General features: G+C 62.4%; 15 protein-coding genes. 5 read left to right on the top strand and 10 right to left on the bottom strand.

All coding sequences use genetic code 11. The features are described 5' to 3' along the window. Positions 1-32 precede the first annotated feature (32 nt). Positions 33-995, top strand: a complete 963-nt coding sequence (locus Q7P63_10140; protein ID MDP0500448.1) for an exosortase/archaeosortase family protein — start codon at positions 33-35, stop codon at positions 993-995. Here Q7P63_10140 and Q7P63_10135 read toward each other — a convergent pair. After that, positions 942-1964 (bottom strand): FAD-dependent oxidoreductase, encoded by a 1023-nt coding sequence (locus Q7P63_10135; protein ID MDP0500447.1) that lies wholly within the window; start codon positions 1962-1964, stop codon positions 942-944. The two genes, Q7P63_10140 and Q7P63_10135, sit on opposite strands and share 54 nt — an antisense overlap. A 313-nt stretch (positions 1965-2277) precedes the next feature. Between Q7P63_10135 and Q7P63_10130 the strand changes: the two genes are divergently transcribed. Continuing rightward, positions 2278-3561, top strand: coding sequence for a Rid family hydrolase (locus Q7P63_10130; protein ID MDP0500446.1), 1284 nt, complete (start codon positions 2278-2280; stop codon positions 3559-3561). 150 nt (positions 3562-3711) lie between these two features. On the opposite strand, the gene Q7P63_10125 is transcribed toward Q7P63_10130, so the two are convergent. Continuing rightward, on the bottom strand, positions 3712-4119 hold the full coding sequence (locus Q7P63_10125) for a thioesterase family protein (protein ID MDP0500445.1): 408 nt from the start codon (positions 4117-4119) through the stop codon (positions 3712-3714). A 281-nt stretch (positions 4120-4400) separates the two neighbouring features. Between Q7P63_10125 and Q7P63_10120 the strand changes: the two genes are divergently transcribed. After that, complete coding sequence (locus Q7P63_10120; GenBank protein ID MDP0500444.1) at positions 4401-4865, top strand: GDP-mannose mannosyl hydrolase; 465 nt, start codon at positions 4401-4403, stop codon at positions 4863-4865. An 83-nt stretch (positions 4866-4948) separates the two neighbouring features. After that, the gene (trxB, locus tag Q7P63_10115; protein ID MDP0500443.1) at positions 4949-5881 is read left to right on the top strand and encodes a thioredoxin-disulfide reductase; all 933 of its coding nucleotides are present in this window, start codon (positions 4949-4951) and stop codon (positions 5879-5881) included. Positions 5882-6123: 242 nt separating this feature from the next. Here trxB and Q7P63_10110 read toward each other — a convergent pair whose 3' ends face one another. Next, the gene (locus Q7P63_10110; protein ID MDP0500442.1) at positions 6124-7122 is read right to left on the bottom strand and encodes an NAD(P)-dependent alcohol dehydrogenase; all 999 of its coding nucleotides are present in this window, start codon (positions 7120-7122) and stop codon (positions 6124-6126) included. 293 nt (positions 7123-7415) lie between these two features. On the opposite strand from Q7P63_10110, the gene msrB reads away from it, so the two are divergent. Further along, positions 7416-7823: a peptide-methionine (R)-S-oxide reductase MsrB gene (gene msrB / locus Q7P63_10105; protein ID MDP0500441.1), complete on the top strand. Its 408-nt coding sequence runs from the start codon at positions 7416-7418 to the stop codon at positions 7821-7823. A 412-nt stretch (positions 7824-8235) separates the two neighbouring features. Here the strand turns inward: msrB and Q7P63_10100 are convergent, their stop codons facing one another. From Q7P63_10100 to sufC, 7 genes are all read right to left on the bottom strand, one after another. Further along, positions 8236-8970, bottom strand: a complete 735-nt coding sequence (locus Q7P63_10100) for a ThuA domain-containing protein (protein ID MDP0500440.1) — start codon at positions 8968-8970, stop codon at positions 8236-8238. 725 nt (positions 8971-9695) lie between these two features. Continuing rightward, positions 9696-11024, bottom strand: a complete 1329-nt coding sequence (gene sufD / locus Q7P63_10095) for a Fe-S cluster assembly protein SufD (GenBank protein MDP0500439.1) — start codon at positions 11022-11024, stop codon at positions 9696-9698. A gap of 31 nt (positions 11025-11055) precedes the next feature. Next, entirely contained in the window at positions 11056-11715 is a 660-nt protein-coding gene (locus Q7P63_10090; GenBank protein MDP0500438.1) for an NYN domain-containing protein, read from the bottom strand. A gap of 19 nt (positions 11716-11734) precedes the next feature. Further along, positions 11735-13141, bottom strand: coding sequence for a Fe-S cluster assembly protein SufB (gene sufB, locus Q7P63_10085; GenBank protein MDP0500437.1), 1407 nt, complete (start codon positions 13139-13141; stop codon positions 11735-11737). Between the two features lie 14 nt (positions 13142-13155). Beyond that, positions 13156-13563: a DUF86 domain-containing protein gene (locus tag Q7P63_10080; protein ID MDP0500436.1), complete on the bottom strand. Its 408-nt coding sequence runs from the start codon at positions 13561-13563 to the stop codon at positions 13156-13158. After that, entirely contained in the window at positions 13553-13969 is a 417-nt protein-coding gene (locus Q7P63_10075; protein MDP0500435.1) for a nucleotidyltransferase domain-containing protein, read from the bottom strand. The genes Q7P63_10080 and Q7P63_10075 overlap by 11 nt, the downstream gene beginning before the upstream one ends. Before the next feature lie 23 nt (positions 13970-13992). Then, entirely contained in the window at positions 13993-14754 is a 762-nt protein-coding gene (gene sufC / locus Q7P63_10070; protein ID MDP0500434.1) for a Fe-S cluster assembly ATPase SufC, read from the bottom strand. Between the last annotated feature and the right edge of the window lie 40 nt (positions 14755-14794).

The raw sequence follows: 14794 nt of genomic DNA, 5'->3' as shown, positions 1-14794 counted from the left end.
CCGGGCCGGGATAGTGACATCCATAGGGGCGTATGGCAGCGGAGCAGCAAAAGCCTCAACCCAGCAACAAGGTCAACTGGAGCGAAGCCGGTCTGGGGCTGGCGGCGTATGTGTTTGCCGGCCTGGCCTATGGGCCGGTGGCGTCGTGGCTGTTCCGTCAGACGCAGGCGCATACCCAGTTGCTGCACGCGTTTCTGGTGCTCGCGCTGGCCGCCTTCCTCCTGATTACCGAGCGGCGCGGGCGCTGGCGGCCTTCCCTGCAGTTCGACCGCATGGCGCAGGTCAGCCTCGTGATCTCCCTCGGCTTTGTGGCGGCCGCGACCTTGCTGGGCTACGGGCTGTTGCTTTTGCCCGGCTTGATCGCGCTGACGGGTTCGCTGATGCGCTTCATCTTTGGCCGCAAGTCGGAGCAGATCGGGCGCGGCCTGCTCTCGGCCTTTGCCGTGTTTGCCACGCTCGCCCTGTTGATGCCGCTCTTCGATTGGCCGCTGCGGGCGTTTGCGGGTCAAGGCGCGGGTTGGCTGCTGAGCCTGCTCGGCAAAGACACGACGCTGCAACTGGCCAAACAGGCGGGTGAGCCGATCCTGTTGCTGCGCGTAGACGGTTTTCCCTTTCACGTCGCGCCGGAGTGTAACGGGTTCGGGGTGATCACCGCCAGCCTGTTGCTCAGCACCCTGCTGGTGATCGTGCTGCGCCTGAAGTGGATCGACCGCGTGTTACTGGTCGGGCTCTCGGGCGTCGCGGCCTACGTCTTCAACCTCGTTCGCATCTTCATCATCATCCTGCTCGCGCCGGTGGTGGGGATGGACAACTACCACCTGATGCACGAGATCGTGGGCACGATCTGCTACTACGGCTGCCTCGTCCTCATCTGGTGGTTCATCCGCGGCTACCAGAAGCCCAAGCCGATGACCGAAGAGCTGCAGGCGGGTTACGATCCCTCACCGGAGTCGCGCCGCCATGGAAGCGGCAATAGCGTCGACGGAGTTGTCTGATTGCGCCGGATCGACGCTAAGGTCGGTCGAATCGTAGCGCCCATTGTCCATGTCGCCGATGATGATGCCGTCGCGACGGGCGATAGTGTAGGCCGTCTCGTTGGAAAAGTTGTAACGCACCTCTTCCTGCGGGATGAGGAACGATAGTTGGCCGCGCACCGGCACCATCTCGCGGTCGTCAAACAAGGTCTGCGCGCCCAGGCCCGTGCAGTTGAGGATCATCTGCTCTTCCAGCCCCTTCATTTCTTCCGGCGAATGGAATTCCTTGACCACGATGCGGCCGCCGAGGGAGGTAAATTCGCCGAGCAGGTACTGCGCGTAGGCCGGGATGTTGTAGATCATCGTCGTGCCCTGGATCGCGTATTTTTCGGAGAAAGGGTGATCGCCCGGCGCCAGTTCGACGCCCATCGGGGTCAAATCGCGCACACGGTCGTAGTAGTGGGCGAATTCGTGCGTGTCAGCCCGGGCGTCGCCTTCGCGGGCCTCACCGGGCGGGCGGTTGAAGACGGCCAGCGTATCGACCCACTCCACCGGATGCCCGGGCAGGCCCAGCAGGTTTTGGTAATGCTTGAAAGAGGTGCGGCAAGTCTTCTCCCACCAATCGCCAAAGCCCGCAGGTGCGGCGGAGCTGAGGCAGATCCGCGAATCGGGCGACCACACCCCCGTGGCGACGCTGGAGGTGATGTTGGGGTGCCGGTCTTTGGTGTAGATCGTGACTTTCTTGCCCGCACGCTGGAGCAGCAGGGCCGACGTCATCCCGAGAGCCCCGCAGCCGATCACCGCCACGGCATCGCCGCGACCGGCTTCGAGCGCCTTGTCGACCGCTTCGCGGCTGGAGCCCCAGGAGAGCGACCACCCGGAGCCGCCGTGGCCGTAATTGTGCACGAGCGTCTTGTTGCCGAGCGGTTCCACGCTCAGGTTGGGGCCGGAGCGGCGGAAGGGCCGCAGGCCTACCGTCGTCTTGATCACCCGGTCGCGCGAGGCGCGAATGGGGGCGTAGGAAAGGGACTGGCGCGCCGCCGAACGTTTCGGCGAGTGATTATCTGTAGCAGCTTGTAGTGAAGAGCGAGCAACGTAACCCGAAAGTAGACCAAGACTGGCAGTTTGAAGGAAACGGCGGCGCGCCAGTGTGACGGACATACCTAAGTTCAGCAGCCGACGTGCCGGGGGCCGATGCGGGCGCAAAATGCCCAAAACTGTACGCCGCACGTATCAGGATGCTTAATATTTGGCATTCGCGCGCCACGCCGCCGCCCTGCATAAAAGCTGCTCACTGCCGGGCATGCGCATTCCTGCTCTTTGGACCCTCGCCTGCACCTTGCTGACGCCTCTCAGCGCCCAGGTGGCCGAAATCGTCCCGCTCTCCGGCGCGCCCTACAGCGCCTCCGCCACGGTCGCCCCTGAAGCGGTCAAGATCTTCACCGGCACCTATACTGCGAGCGGTCGCACGCTCGAAGCCCAGGCCGACGCCGCCTTCGCCGCCCTCGCGGCCGACCTGAAGAAGGCGGGCGGCTCCCTCGCGGATGTCGTCAACATCCGCGGCTACCTGCTGGTCGACCCGGCCGACAGCCAGATGGAAGGGGCGATGAACGCATGGAACGGGGCCTTCAACCAGCACTTTGGCCAGGGCGACCGCCTCCCGCCCACCCGCACCACCATTGGCGTGACCAAGCTGCCCGAGGCACAGGCGAAGGTGGCCTTCGACGCGGTCGTCGCCCTCCCGACCGACAAGTGGCCGCAACAGTCGCCCCGCCTCTCCAATGGCCGCGTGGTGGATCTTTCGCCGCGCCTGACCGCCGTGCAGCCCTTCAGCGCGCTGGTCCTCACCTCTGGCATGCTCGCCAGCCCGGGCAAGGACGGCCAGCTAGGCGACATGCAGGCACAGAGCCTTTCGACGATGGACAAGCTGGCCGAAGCGCTCGCCCATTGGGGTGCCTCCCCGCGCGATGTCGTCTTTGCCCGCGCCATGCTTTCCCCGCCGCTGCCCGCAGAAGGCGCACCGGCCCAGCCCGTGGATTTCGAGGGCTTTGCCGCCGCCTGGAAGGAGTATTGGGCCGCGCGCCGCATGCCCGCCCCGGCCTTGAGCGAATTTGCCGCCCCCGGTTTTAACGCCAACGGCATGCTGGTGGAGATTGAATTCTACGCCGCTCTGCCAACCGCAGCCGGCCCGGGCGCCACGGCCCAGCGCGAAGGCGACGAGGCCTCGTTCCTCAGCCGCTCGACTCTGGTCGGGCGCGAGGCCGCGCTAACGTGGTTCTCCGGCGTGGTCGATACCAGCCGACAAGGCCACCACGGCCAAGGCGCAGGGGCGCTATTGACCCTGACCGACCGCATGACCGTCGCCGGAGTCACCACCAGCGACATCGTGCAACTGCGCGCCTACCTCGACATCGAGGAGGACTTCGGGAGCGAGTTCGGCGCGTGGAATCAGGCCTACGGGCGCTTCTTCAACCACCCGAAGCTCAACCCAACCAAGCCCATCCGCACGGCCTTCCCGGTCGAAGCCACCCCCGGTGCCAGCGTGATCGAGATCGAACTCATCGGCATCAGCAGCAAGTGGAAGTGAGAATGTAATTAGCCAGAGAAGCCAGAAAAGGTGTCGCCAAATGGAGGAACACATTCGGCACTGATTCAACGCTTCCTCTCCAAATCTGGAATCCAAGGGATCTTGAACTCGGGCTTTTCTGTCCTTCTCTGCTTTTTCTGCTTAATTCTATTACTCCTCGCCCAACACCTCCCGGATCCACTCCGGGATGCGCACGGGGCGGCCTTCGGGGTTGATCAGCGCGTGGATAGTGTAGCCTTCGCACACGGGCTGGCGGCTTTCGGCGTGGCAGACGTGGTTGCTGAAGCGCAGGCGCGCCGAGCGTTCGGGCACGACCGTCACGTGCATCTCCAGCAGGTCGTCGTACTGGGCGCGGCCCCGGAACTTCACATGCGCCTCGATCAGGGGCAGGAAGATGCCCCGTGCTTCCCACTCGCGGTAGGGCAGGCCCATCGCACGCGACAGCTCGCTGCGACCCACTTCAAACCATTCGAGCGCCCGGGCGTTGTAAAACGTGCCCATCTGGTCGGTCTCGGCATAGCGCACGCGGAAGGTAAAGCGGCATTCGGGAGCAGGCATGGGGCTAATGAAGGCCGGGCGGGTGGGATCGTCAGCAAAAATGCATTTTCCGGCGTCGGAAACAATCGCGTTAAAAAAACGTTGTACTTCCGTACCGTTTTCGCTTGTACTCTCCGGCAACTGGAGCACAATAGTGTTTTAGTTCGTTCAAGCCTTAGATTGTTCAGGTAGTTAGATACACCTCCAAAGTGCTAAAGACCGGCTCAGGATACCCCCCCTTGAGCCGGTTTTTTTGTGCGCTCGGGCTTGCCCATCCGCAAGCTCACTGCCAGCGTCGCAAGATGGCTGGCGACCTCTCCCCCACCGATTTCCTGCACATCTTGCGGACGACGCCCCTGGTCTCGATCGACCTGGTGCTGCTCGACCCCGCTGGCAAGACCTTGGTGGGCCTGCGCCTCAACTCGCCCGCACGCGACTGGTGGTTCGCCCCGGGCGGCCGCGTACGCAAAGACGAGTCGCTCGACAAGGCCTGCCGCCGCATCAGCCAACGCGAGCTGGGCATCGAGCTGCACCGCCGCGATGCCGAACTGCTGGGCGCCTACGACCATTTTTACCCGGACAACGCGCTGCACGAGCCGGGGGTGACGACCCACTACGTGTGCCTCGGCCACCGCTTCCGCCTCACCGCAGAGCAGGCCGCCGCCATCCGCCCCGACGACCAGCACCATTCCTTTCGCTGGCTCTCGCCCAGCAGGCTGCTGGCCGACCCGAATGTGCACCTGAACACGAAGAACTACTTTGCCTGAGCAGGCGCCCGCTTGCCTTTATTCACTTTACGGAATAATCTGACCGAACTGCTTCTCCTACTTACGTCCCGAAGACAGCCGCAATGGAAAAGATCATCATACTTGGAACTGGTTGCGCCGGCCTTACGGCGGCCATCTACGCCGCCCGCGCCAACCTCAACCCTCTCGTGCTCGAAGGCAGCCAGCCCGGCGGCCAGCTCACGACCACCAGCGACGTGGAGAACTTCCCCGGCTGGCCCGAGGGCATCAACGGCTTTGAACTGATGGACAAGCTGCGTCAGCAGGCCGCCCGCTTTGGCGCGCGTTTTGAATACGCCCGCATCGAGAGCGTCGATTTCAGCGGCCCCACCCGCAAGCTGACCGACGAGAGCGGCCGCACCTTCGAAGCTCAATCCGTCATCATCTCCACCGGCGCGAGCCCCAAAGTGCTCCACATCCCCGGCGAAAAGGAAATGTGGGGCGGCAAGGGCGTGAGCACCTGCGCCACCTGCGACGGAGCCTTTTATCGCGACGTGCCGGTGGTCGTGGTCGGCGGGGGCGACAGCGCGGCGGAAGAAGCCCTCTTCCTCACCCGCTTTGCCAGCGAAGTGATCCTCATCCACCGCCGCGGCGAGCTGCGCGCTTCCCGTATCATGGCCGAGCGCGTGGCTAAGCACCCGAAGATCCGCACCCTCTGGCACACCGTGTGCGAGCGCGTGCTGCCCGACGACCAAGGCAACACCCGAGCCGTCGTCGTGAAAAACGTCGAGACGGGCGAAGAAAGCGAAGTGCCCTGCATCGGCTTCTTCATCGCCATCGGCCACACGCCCAACACGGCCCCGTTTGAGGGCACGCTGAAGCTGAACGAAGCTGGGTATTTCGTGCCCGAGGCTGGCAGCCAGGTGCGCACCCACATCCCCGGCGTTTACGTGGCCGGCGATTGCGCCGACGAGCACTACCGCCAGGCCATCACCGCCGCCGGCATGGGTTGCCAGGCGGCAATCGAAGCCGAGCGCTGGCTCGCCGAGCACGAATAACCGATCCTGCAGTCGATTTTACACCCAGGCCGGGCGCTTCCATCGAGGCGTCCGGCTTTTTTTGGAGCCCTGCCTTGCATCGCGGCGAGGCCGAGCGAGTTATGGAGTGCGGTGCTCTGCACCGATCTGGTTTTGCGAGTCCGTCCACAGATCGAACCTCCGCGAACAAAAGAAGCCTACTTCAGAATCCAGATCTGGGCGGAGCGCAGCACTCCCAGAGCGCGTTGGGCGATTAGAGCCCTCTACCGGTCCAGCACGATGCGGTAGCGGGCCTTGCCGCTTTCGAGGTGCTCGAAGGCTTCGTTGACGTCGGCCATCTTGAAGTGCTCGGTCACGGGCTTGATCTCGTGGCGGGCGGCGAAGTCGAGCATCTTGGTGATGTTGCTCGGGCTGCCGACCGGCGAGGCGGAGAGCGATTTCTGGCCGGTCAGGAGCGAAAAGGCGCTCAGCTTCATCGGCTCCAGCACTGCGCCCACCTGGTGAAAGCGTCCCTTGGGGCGCAGCGTGCCGAGTAACTGGTCCCAATTCAGCGACACGTTGACGGTCGAGATGATCAGGTCGAAGCGCTTGCCGAGCTGCTTGATCGCGTCGTCGTCACGGCTGTTGACCGTGTGGTGTGCGCCCATCTGCTTCGCCTCCTCGAATTTCGATTCGCTGGTAAAGGCGGTAACCTCGCAGCCCCAGGCGTTGGCAAACTGCAGCGCCAGGTGTCCCAGACCGCCAATGCCGATCACGCCCACGCGATCCGTCGGGCGCAGGCCAAACTCGACCATCGGGTGAAAAACGGTGATGCCGCCGCAGAGCAGCGGACCCGCATCAGCCGGGTCGAGCGCATCCGGCAGCGGGAACACCGCCGTAGCCTGCGCGCGCACGCGGTCAGCAAATCCGCCGTGGTGTCCCACGATGGTTTCCGCCGCGTCGGGGCAAAGGTTGTGGTCGCCATCCATACAGTGCTCGCAGTGCAGGCAGTAGCCCTTGTGCCAACCGAGGCCGACGCGCTGGCCCACCTTGAGGTGTTCGACCATCTCGCCCACCGCCCCGATGCGGCCGGAGACTTCGTGCCCCGGGATGAGTGGATACTTCGTCATGCCCCAGTCGTTTTGGGTCATCGAAAGGTCACTGTGGCAAACGCCACAGTGGTCGACTTCGATCTCAACGGAGTAAGGCCCGAGGGGGCCTGGATCGTATTCGAACGGCTCAAGCTTGCCGCCCTTTTCCTTGATTGCGTAGGCGTGGATCATCTGGTCAGGTAGTTTGAGTGAGGACGCGGACCGGTCGGTCTGCCGCCAAATTTAGCACAGCGCGCACCACAGTAAACCCGAAGCGGGCAATATCACCAAAATGAGGCGTACGGGAACAAAACGCCGCGCCAGGTGTTCTAACAGGCATGAAGCGACTCCTGCCCGCCCTCGCCGCCGCGGGTTCGCTGGCCGTCTTTGGCTGGTTCACCCTTCAGGCGCGCTCCCCCCACCAGACTCCCGCCAATCCCGCGCCCAAAGTTGAGTCTGCCGCCTCTACCAGCGAGAATAAGAACATGCCCGAAAAAGTCGTCAAAACCAACGAAGAGTGGAAACAGGAACTCTCCCACGAATCCTTTTGCGTCGCCCGTCTGGGCCAGACCGAGCAGCCCTTTAACAACAAGTATTGGGACCACCACGAAAAGGGCACGTACAACTGCGTCGCCTGTGGCACCCCGCTCTTTGGCTCCGACACGAAGTTCGAGTCCGGCTCTGGCTGGCCGAGCTACTTCCAGCCAGTGAAGAAGGACGCGGTCGCGATCAAGATGGACTACAGCCACGGCATGGTGCGCGAAGAAGTCGTCTGCGCCACCTGCGACAGCCACCTCGGCCACCGCTTCCCCGACGGCCCTCCGCCCACCGGCATCCGCTATTGCATCAACAGCGCCGCGCTCCAGTTCGAGCCCGCGGAAAAGACAGAGTAACGTACGACCAAGGGGGCGGAAACGCCTCCTTTTTTGTGCGATAGGGTGATGAACGAGCCTAAAGCAGAGGCGCGAAAGAACATATTCAGCGATGACGCCGCTTCGCTGGCTTGAGACGCATATTGAGTAGCTTCAATTCCACTGCCTGCTCACTTCCTTGCTGAGCCCAAGCCCGAAGCGCCGACTTTTCGTTCAGATATGTATTCCAGAATCGCCTCCAGCGACGCTTGTTTTGCGGAGATGGGATATGAATCTTCCAGTGGACGTATTCGCACTCACTTCCACAAAGGCCACACTTCACCGCCTCAGCCAAATACTGATTTCGCCGATAGGTCTTACCACAGCTAAGGCATGCCCAAGTCCTGTTGCTCATAGGCTTCAACCATGACATGACGAGCGGCGGGCGGCAACACTACTTGCCAGCCGCGTAGCGGATCCCTGCCAAGATGTGCTGGAGGAACTTGGGTTCTTCGTAGCTCTCCTCGGTGTGGCCCATGGCGGTATACCAGCTGCGGCCGCCGTCGTACTCCTGTCGCCAACTGAGCGGGTGCAGCTCGCCCATTTTGCCCCCTTCGTAGGTCGACTCGTCGAGCCGCAGGAGGAGGTGGAGCTGGTCCTGATCGGGGGCGGCACGGAAGTTGTACCACTCGTCGGTACGAGTCCAAGTGTCGGGCAGGTGCGCGGTGGAGGGATCGCTCGGGTCCATGCGGATCACGTCGGCCTCCTGAATTGCGGGATGATCCCGGAACTGCGCACCGACCAGTTGCGCGTACCACGGCCACTCCAGTTCCGTATCGCTGGCGGAGTGGATGCCAACGTAACCGCCTCCGGCCTGGATATAGCGCTCCAACGCCTGCTGCTGCGATTCGTCCAGCACGTTGCCGGTCGTGAGCAGAAAGACGACCGCCTGATATTGCCGAAGCCGCTTGGGTGTAAACACGGCAGCGTCTTCGGTGTGATCGAGCGCAAAACCATTTTCACGCGCCAGCTTTTCCAGTGCCGCCACGCCGTGCGGGATCGACGAGTGTCGGAAGCCCTCGGTCTTGGTAAAAACGAGGATCCTAAAGTCGGCGGTGTCCGCCGGGGCAGCACGGACAAACGCGGCCAGCAGACCGCACAGGCACATGAGGTAACAGATTCGGGGCATGCAGCCGAGCTTATGGCCGACACGACGGTACCGCAAGCTCGGGAGCGTGAGGGGAAAGTAGAGACAAACTAACTTTTCTTTTCCTTCCGAAGGTCCAGATGCCGTTGCAAATCCTCGACGTCTGCCTCTTCCAGCAGCTGGTAAATCATTTCGGATGTCACCTTACTGGTCAATGTGCGCCTAAGCCGTGGAAGACCATGAGGCCCGATCTCCATGTAATCAGACTCTATGGATTCCGCGCCGCCCATGCCTCTCATTGTGCTATGTGGCGTCGGGGCGTCAAGGCGGGCGGGCAAAGCCATCAAAATAGCGAGCGGTAATGGAGCTTCGTTGCCCGACTACCCGCTGGCATCCTGACGGATGCATCTTGTTTTGTGGCCTACCGGAAGTCGTCGCTCCGGCTCCGACATCCGGCTATCAGCTGGCACCCTTGCGGGTGCGCGGGGTCTCTTACCTATGCTTCCGATGAAGGGCTAGCACAGCATCAGCATCCCTTTATGGGATGCCAGCGGACTAGCCGGATTTCGCCGCAGGCGACTTCCGGTTTACGTTCCCTTTGGAAAAGCACCCTTTGGGTGCCACTATAGAGCCGACTAACGCCCAGAAAATATAACAGCTACCCATCTTTGTTCGCTCAACGCTACTCCCGTGAAATCCCGACGCAAAACGGGCCGACCCCATTGCGGAGATCGGCCCGTTCATAAAGCACTGTGAATCAGCAGGTTCTACGCTGTAAACTTAGCCGTGACGAGGTCGCGGACGAAGGTGGCGAGTTCCTGGTTATTGAATTTTTCCAGAATTTCTTCACAGAAACCGAAGACCATCAGCTCCTGGGCCTTGTTGCGGGGGATGCCGCGGGCGAGGAAGTAGAAGATCTCGCTGTCGTCGATGCGTCCGCTGGTGGCACCGTGCGAGCACTTGACGTCGTTGGCGCCGATCTCGAGGCCGGGCAGGCTGTTGGCCTCGGCCTTGTCGCTGAGCATCAGGTTGTTGTTGGTCTGGTAGGCGTCGGTCTGCTGCGCGCCTTCTTCGACGATGATCAGGCCGCTGAAGATGGTGCGGGTGTCGTCGCTGAGGGCGTTCTTGTAGAGCAGGTCGCTCCGGCTGTTGGGGGCGATGTGGGTCTGCAGCGTGCGCTGGTCAAACTCCTGCTCACCGCGCGGCACGCCGAGCGAATACAGCTCCACGTTGCTGCCGCTGCCGAAGATCTTGCCGTGGATCTCCTGGCGGGCCTGCTTGGAGCCGACGTTGATGATCACCTGCTTGCTCTCCACATCGCGCTGGGCGTTGCTGGTGTTGAGCTGGAAGCTGAGGGTGCGCTCGTTCCAGTTCTGGATGATGCGGTGCTGCGGCTTGGCGCCGTTGCCGGCGTAAAGGTGGGCGTTGGCGATCACCAGATGCTCGGTGTCGGCGGCCGCGCCGTTCTGGAACTCCACCAGGGTGCCGCTGGCGTTGTCTTCGCACACGACGATGGTGTGCGGGAAGATGGCGGTGCCGTCCTGCTTCGTCCAGTGGTAGACGGCGAAGGGCTCCTTGATTTCGACGCCCTTGGGCACGTAGAGGAAGACACCGGCGCGCAGCATGGCCACGTGCAGGTTTTCAAACTTCTCGCTGCCCAGCTCGGGCGTCTGGGCCATGAAATACTTCTGGACCAGCTCCGGGTAGCGGTTGAGCGCGTCGATCAGCGGGGTGAAGATCACGCCTTGCTGGGCCAGCTCGGGCTTCAGCTCGATGGGGGCGGCGATGTTGTCGTCGACAAAGATCAGGCGGCCGGCCGTCTCGCTGAGCACGTTGCTGCGGGCGACCAGCTCGTCGGCCTCGGGCACGGCGAAGGGGGCGGGCGCAAAGCGCTCGATGTCCTGCACGGCCTTGAGGTTGGCAAAGCGCCACTTTTCCTGGACGCGCGTCGGCCACGGGAGGGTGAGGTAGCGCTGCCACGCCTCCTGTTGACGCTCCACAAACCATTCGGCGGCCAGGGCCAGGCTTTGCTGGCGTTGGCGGAAGACCTCGGGCGAGGCCAGATTGTCGGCGGGGGCGGTCAATGAATCGCTCATGGGATCAAAAAAGGTATCGGGAGGGAGATATTTAGGCGTCGTCGTCGGCCTTCTGGATGAAGGTCTTGAGGCCGTCGATATGTTCGAAGAGTTCTTCGGAGATTTTGGACCACATGGGGTCGAGCACGAAGTCGATGCCTTCGCGCCGGGCCAGCTTGGCGGCGGGGACAAAGTTGCTGTCGCCGGAAATCAACACGATGCGCTGCACGAGGCCCTTAAGGGCGAGCGAGGCGATGTCGAGGGCGATCTTGGTATCGAGGTGGTCCTGGCGCACGTCGTAGCTGAAGTGCTCGTCGGCCAGGTCCTCGATCGTCATGTCGCCTCGCAGGAGCTGCTCCATCGCATCGGGCCGCAGATTCCAGCGGCGACCGTCGCGCAGCTCGCCGAGTCGGATGGCCAGCTTGCGTTGCCGCTTGAGCGAGCTGAAGAGCTCGCGGCGGAAGTCGGCCTCGCCGGACGCCCCAAAGTCGAGCTCTTGCCCGCTGATGGGGGCCTGCACGACTCGGTTGAGGGGCGGGCAATCGTAATAGAAGATCCGATAGAGAGTGGCACCTTCGTCGTTGGCGTGCTGCAGCGCGTACCAGTGCAGGTAGCGTGCGGTAGCCAGCGCATCGCCGCCGCGCGGCTTTACCAGCCGGCGGTAGCGACGCAGGAAGAAGGATCCGTCGATCAGTACGGCAGTCTTGTCCATGTGCTCAAGCGATGGGCGCTTACCCGACGCTGCCTTCCATTTCGAGGTCGATCAGGCGCTTCAGCTCCACGGAGTATTCCATCGGGAACTCGCGGATGAGGTCGTTGACGAAGCCGTTGACCGAGAGGGACATCGCTTCGCCTTCGCTCAGGCCGCGCTGCATCATGTAGAAGATCTGCTCGGCGCTAACCTTGGAGACGCTGGCCTCGTGCTGCACGGTGTTGCTGTTGCCGCGCACGGTGATGGCCGGGTAGGTGTTGGTGCGGCTGTTGGTGTTGATCAGCAGCGCGTCGCACTCGGTGTTGTTCTTGCAACCCTTGAGGTGCTTCGGCATCGCCACCACGCCACGGTAGGTCGACACGCCCTTGCCGATCGAGATCGACTTGGAGACGATGTTCGACGTGGTGTGATCGGCGGCGTGGATCATCTTGGCCCCCGTGTCCTGCGTCTGGCCGTCGTGGGCCAGCGCGATGGAGAGCACTTCGCCGCGTGCCCGCTCGCCGCGCATGACGACGCCGGGGTACTTCATGGTGAGGCGGCTGCCGATGTTGCAATCGATCCACTTCACCTGCGCGTCTTCCATCGCCAGACCGCGCTTCGTCACGAGGTTGAAGACGTTGGCCGACCAGTTTTGCACGGTGATATACTGGATCTTCGCGCCCTTGAGCGCCACCAGCTCCACGACGGCGCTGTGGAGCGTGCTGGTCTCGAACTTCGGGGCGGTGCAGCCTTCCATGTAGGTGACTTCCGCGCCTTCGTCGGCGATGATCAGCGTGCGCTCGAACTGGCCGAACTGCTCCGCGTTGATGCGGAAGTAGGCTTGCAGCGGCTGCTTCACCTTCACGCCCGGGGGGATGTAGATGAACGAACCGCCCGAGAACACGGCCGCATTGAGGGCCGAAAACTTGTTGTCGCCGATCGGGATGACCTTGCCGAACCACTTGCGGAAGATCTCGGGGTGCTCCTTGAGGCCTTCGCTGGAGCTGACGAAGAGCACGCCTTGCTTGGCCAGCTCTTCCTTCATGTTGGAATAGCTGGACTCGGAGTCGAACTGGGCTTCGACCCCGGCGAGGAACGCACGCTCCTTCTCCGGGATGCCGAGACGCTCGAAGGTCTCCTTGATCTCCGCAGGCACTTCATCCCACGAGCGTGTGGGGCGCTGGCCCTTGGAGAGGTAGTAGCGGATCTTGTCGAAATCGATGTTGTTGAGGTCCTGCGAGGCCCAGTGCGTCGGCATGGGCTTGTCCTGGAAAACCTTGAGGGCCTTTTTCCGGAACTCACGAATCCAGTCGTCTTCGCCTTTGACGTCGGAGATATAGTCGATGGTCGACTCCGTCAGGCCGATGCCGGCATCGTAGTCGTACGTGGTTTCGTAGTGGAAATTGCCCTGGTCTCGTTCGAAGTTGAGGTCGGGTGTGGTGGCCATGGTATGAAAAGTGGCTAGGATTGGAAAATTTGGTGAAGAAATAAGCGGAAGTCGTTCAGGTGTGCGTGCATCACGCGGTGCACGATCTCCCAGTTGATTTCCGCGTAATCATGGACGATAAGGTTGCGAAGACCGACGGATCGAGCCATGCGCTCGGCCAGCTCTGGATCGAGCCTCTGCTCTCGGGCCAGCAGGCGAAAACCGTCCGCCATGGTGGGCATAACGGGATGATCGTCTTCCGCGAGCACCATTGCCACCATATCGACAGCGAGCTGGACGGCGCGCTGCAGATTGAGTGCGACAATATCTTGCGCATCCACATCGGCCTGAAGCTGCTCCGGTGAAAGGTGCAGGAAGCGTTCGACGCGCAGGACGCACCGGCGAATGGACTCTGCCTTGAGGAGCAACGCATCAGACGGCATTGACGAAGCGCCTCCTCCGCTCGTTGAGGATCATCCGCAGGTTGGGCAGCTCATCCTCGTTGTAATAGAACATCCGGCGAATCAGCTCGGAGTACGCTGCCGTATCCCGCTTGAGCAGGATGGTTCCCTTCGTCAGCACCTCCGTCAGGATCACTCCCGTCGAGTCGTGCAGATCGAGCAGGTCGACTTCGCGCCCAACGGCCACGGCCAAGTCGCGCATCAACTCGAGACGTTGCTCCACGGTGAGTGGACCCTGCCCCAGGATCGCGACATCCACATCGCTTTGCGCGTGCAGACGCCCTGCCACTGCCGACCCGTAAAGGATCGCCAGGCGCAGGTCGTCCCGCCGCTCCAGGATACTCTGAAGCGTGGGGATGAGATCTGCACTGGTGGTGGCAAGCGTCATACGCGACGAAACGGGGCGAGCGGTTACGCCTTTGCGCCGGCGAACTCTTCCTTGACCCAGTCGTAGCCCTTTTCTTCGAGCTCGAGGGCGAGTTCGGGGCCGCCGCTCTTCACGATCTGGCCGTCGTACATCACGTGCACGACGTCGGGCTTGATGTAGTTGAGCAGGCGCTGGTAGTGGGTGATGACGAGGATGCCGAGGTCGGGCCCGCGCATGGCGTTGACGCCTTCGGAGACGATGCGCAGCGCGTCGATATCGAGGCCGGAGTCGGTCTCGTCCATAATGGCATACTTGGGCTTGAGCATGGCCATCTGGAGGATCTCGCAGCGCTTCTTTTCACCGCCGGAGAAGCCTTCGTTGATCGAGCGGCTAGTGAACTCGCGGGGGATCTGGAGCAGGTCCATCTTCTGGTACAGCTCCTGATAAAAAGCGGGGGCCTTGAAGGTCTGGCCTTCTTCGAGGCGGGCGTTGAGGGCCGCGCGGATGAAGTTGGCGATGGAGACGCCGGGGATCTCGCTCGGGTACTGGAAGGCCATGAAGAGGCCTTCGCGGCTGATCTCGTCGGCTTCCATGCCCACGATATCGACGCCGTCGAGCAGGGCCGAGCCGCTGTCGATCGCGTAGTCTTCGTGCCCGGCGAGCGCCTTGGCCAGCGTGCTTTTGCCGGTGCCGTTGGGCCCCATGATGGCGTGGACCTCACCCTTGGGCACGGTGAGGGAGAAGTCTTTGAGGATGTGCTTCTCCTCGATGGATACGTTCAGGTTGCGGATTTCCAGAGCTGCCATGTTGGTGTCGTGGTCTTTGGGAATAAAAGGTGCAAGTAAG

The sequence above is a fragment of the Verrucomicrobiota bacterium JB022 genome, from assembly GCA_030673845.1.
Lineage (GTDB): Bacteria > Verrucomicrobiota > Verrucomicrobiia > Opitutales > Oceanipulchritudinaceae > WOUP01.
This window is presented reverse-complemented; position numbering and strand designations above follow the sequence as displayed.